This window comes from Thauera aminoaromatica S2, from assembly GCF_000310185.1.
GTDB classification, from domain to species: Bacteria; Pseudomonadota; Gammaproteobacteria; order Burkholderiales; family Rhodocyclaceae; genus Thauera; species Thauera aminoaromatica.
Window position 1 is genome coordinate 1 of sequence record NZ_AMXD01000225.1, and the last position, 3535, is coordinate 3535.

Annotated in this window: 4 protein-coding genes; 3 read left to right on the forward strand and 1 reads right to left on the reverse strand. The window is 66.6% G+C overall.

Translation table 11 applies throughout. The features are described from left to right. A partial coding sequence (locus C665_RS18870; protein WP_004327112.1) for a type IV pilus assembly protein FimV occupies nucleotides 1–434 on the reverse strand: 434 nt, incomplete at its 3' end. Between the two features lie 412 nt (nucleotides 435–846). On the opposite strand from C665_RS18870, the gene sucC reads away from it, so the two are divergent. The 3 genes from sucC to C665_RS18885 form a co-directional block, all read left to right on the forward strand. After that, on the forward strand, nucleotides 847–2007 hold the full coding sequence (gene sucC / locus C665_RS18875) for an ADP-forming succinate--CoA ligase subunit beta (RefSeq protein ID WP_004327114.1): 1161 nt from the start codon (nucleotides 847–849) through the stop codon (nucleotides 2005–2007). Nucleotides 2008–2019: 12 nt separating this feature from the next. Continuing rightward, on the forward strand, nucleotides 2020–2913 hold the full coding sequence (gene sucD / locus C665_RS18880) for a succinate--CoA ligase subunit alpha (protein WP_004327115.1): 894 nt from the start codon (nucleotides 2020–2022) through the stop codon (nucleotides 2911–2913). A gap of 146 nt (nucleotides 2914–3059) precedes the next feature. Further along, the coding region (locus tag C665_RS18885) for an FHA domain-containing protein (RefSeq protein WP_040829740.1) at nucleotides 3060–3535 on the forward strand (476 nt) is incomplete at its 3' end.

Genomic DNA, 3535 nt, shown 5'->3' on the forward strand with positions numbered 1-3535 from the left:
CGGGCGGCCGGGGGTGGCGCGGCGGCTGCCACCGCAGCCGCCGGCAGGCGGGCGCCGGGTGCGAAGGGCATCAGCAGCGTGTACTCGCGCCGCAGGCGCGCCTCGCACACGTTCTCGATCGCCAGCTTCAGCACCGGCTCGTTGACGCGGGCGGCGTCCCGCACCACCAGGCGCGCTTCGGCACCGCTGCCGCTGACGGCGATACGGCCCTGGCGCAAGGCCGGAAACTCTCCACCGGAGAGGGGGGCGACGCGAAAGCATTCGGCATCGGCAGGTTTTCCGTCCGGCAGGCGGATCTCCGCGCGGAAGCTCTCCCCCATCGCGGAGAGTGCGGCGACCTCGCCGAGCGCCACCGCCGCCGCGGGAGGGGCGGTGCCGAGCGAGGCGAGGGCGATTGCGACTGCGATTGCGAGCGGCATGCTGTTGTTGTTCATATTCCGCGCGTCCGGCGGTGGATCGAATGATTGCCGAGTTTTAGCAGACTCGCCGTAGGCATTCCAGCGACTCGTGCCGCAATGCGACCGTGTTTTGTTGCAGGTGTGACGTATTCAGCGTTCCCGGATGCTTCCGCCACACGGCAGCCGGCACGGTGCGGGATGCGGGTGGAGCGGGCCCGGTGCGGCTGCCGGCGCATGGCTGTGCACCGCGCAAAACCAGTTATAATTATGGGGTCTTGCGACCGCGGCGTGCGCGCCCGGTCCGCGGGTCGGGTCGGGGGGTCCCGATTCCAGTGCGGCGGGCGACGGTCGAGGGAGACGGCGCCGGTCGTGGAGCGATCGCTCCGAAGCATGCCATCAACCTGTCCGCGGCGGCGGCTGCCGTCGCGGCTTCGATCGAAGGGCAACCATGAAAATTCATGAGTATCAGGCAAAAGAACTGTTGAGGAAGTACGGCGTCGTCACGCCGCGCGGTTTCCACTGCGTATCGGTGGACGCTGCCGTGAAGGCGGCCGAGGAACTCGGCGGCAAGATCTGGGTGGTCAAGGCCCAGATCCACGCCGGCGGCCGCGGCAAGGGCGGCGGCGTCAAGCTCGCCCGCTCGCTCGACGAAGTGCGCCAGCACGCCAACGACATCCTCGGCATGCAGCTCGTGACCCACCAGACCGGCCCCGAAGGCCAAAAGGTGCGCAACCTGCTGATCGAGGAAGGCGCCGACATCAAGCACGAATACTACGTCGCGGCGCTGACCGATCGTGCCACCCAGACGGTCGCCATGATGGCCTCCTCCGAAGGCGGCATGGACATCGAGGAAGTCGCCCACAACACCCCCGAGAAGATCATCAAGGTCTTCGTCGATCCGCTCGTCGGTCTCACCGACGCGCAGGCCACCGAGCTTGCCAAGGGCATCGGCGTGCCCGAAGGCTCGGTCGCCAAGGCGGTCGACGCCTTCAAGAAGCTCTACACCTGCTACATGGAGACCGATGCCTCGCTGGCGGAAATCAACCCGCTGATCCTCGAGGGCAACGGCAACATCAAGGCGCTCGACGCGAAGTTCAACTTCGACTCCAACGCCCTCTACCGTCACCCGGAGATCGTCGATTTCCGCGACTTCGACGAAGAGGATGCCGACGAGATCGAAGCCTCCAAGTACGACCTCGCCTACATCAGCCTCGACGGCAACATCGGCTGCCTGGTGAACGGCGCCGGCCTGGCGATGGCCACCATGGACACGATCAAGCTGTTCGGCGCCGAGCCGGCCAACTTCCTCGACGTCGGCGGCGGCGCGACCACCGAGAAGGTCACCGAAGCTTTCAAGATCATGCTCAAGAACCCCCAGGTCAAGGGCATCCTGGTCAACATCTTCGGCGGCATCATGCGCTGCGACACCATCGCCACCGGCGTGGTCGCCGCGGCCCGCGAAGTGAACCTCTCCGTCCCCCTCGTGGTGCGCATGAAGGGCACCAACGAAGACCTCGGCAAGAAGATCCTCGCCGATTCGGGCCTGCCGATCATCGCCGCCGACACGATGGCGGAAGCCGCGACCAAGATCGTCGCTGCGGTCAAGTAAGGAGCACTTCGAATGTCCATCCTGATCAACAAAGACACCAAGGTCATCACCCAGGGGATTACCGGCAAGACCGGCCAGTTCCACACCGAGAAGTGCATCGAGTACGCCAACGGCAAGAACTGCTTCGTCGCCGGCGTGAACCCGAAGAAGGCCGGCGAGAAGATCCTCGACGTGCCGATCTACGGCTCGGTCAAGGATGCCAAGGACGCCACCGGCGCCACCGTCTCGGTGATCTACGTGCCGCCCGCCGGCGCGGCCGCCGCGATCTGGGAGGCCTGCGAGGCCGACCTCGACCTGGCGATCTGCATCACCGAGGGCATCCCGGTCCGCGACATGCTGGTCGTGCGCAACAGGATGAAGCAGAAGGTCGCCGCCGGCGGCAAGGAAACCCTGCTGCTCGGTCCCAACTGCCCCGGCCTGATCACGCCCGACGAGATCAAGATCGGCATCATGCCCGGCCACATCCACCGCAAGGGCCGCATCGGCGTGGTCTCGCGCTCCGGCACGCTGACTTATGAAGCCGTCGCCCAGCTCACCGAGATCGGCCTCGGTCAGTCCTCGGCGGTCGGCATCGGCGGCGACCCGATCAACGGCCTCAAGCACATCGACGTGATGCGCATGTTCAACGACGATCCGGACACCGACGCGGTGATCATGATCGGCGAGATCGGCGGTCCGGACGAAGCCGAAGCCGCGCAGTGGTGCAAGGCCAACATGAAGAAGCCGATCGTCGGCTTCATCGCCGGCGTCACCGCGCCGGCCGGCAAGCGCATGGGCCACGCCGGCGCGCTGATCTCCGGCGGCGCCGACACCGCCGACGCCAAGCTCGCCATCATGGAAGAGTGCGGCTTCAAGGTCACGCGCAACCCGTCCGAGATGGGCAAGCTGCTCAAGGCGATGCTGTAAGCCGTCCCCCGGGGCATGGCAAGGGGCGCCGGATTTTCCGGCGCCCTTTTTTGTTAACCGGCGCGGTGCGCGCGCTAGAATGGGCGGAGGATTCCTCGCAGGCGGCGCAGGCGCGCCGGCCGTTCCACTTACAGACGGGTATGGGCATGCCGAAGTTGGTTCTCAGCATGGACGGGCTGGTGCTCAAGGAAATGGCGCTCGTCAAGGAGCGCACCACCATCGGGCGCAAGCCGGACAACGACATCCAGATCGATAATCTCGCGATCAGCGGCCATCACGCGGTGATCACCTGCATCACCAACGACGCCTTCCTCGAGGACCAGAACAGCACCAACGGCACCTACCTCAACGGCCAGCCGGTCAAGAAGAACGTGCTGCGCAACAACGACGTCATCGAGCTCGGCAAGTACCGCATCAAGTACATCGTGGACGATGCCAAGCCCGGGCTGGCGCCGTCCGAGATGATCGAGACCGCGGCCTACAAGGCCTTCGAGATGCCGCGCGCCACGACCGAGACGGTGCTTCCGCCGGGGGCGCCGGCGCCGAGCGACACGCAGATCCTCTCCGCCGCCGCGCGCCAGGCCGGCACCGCGGCCGCGGCCGCCACCGCCGCCTCCGCGGC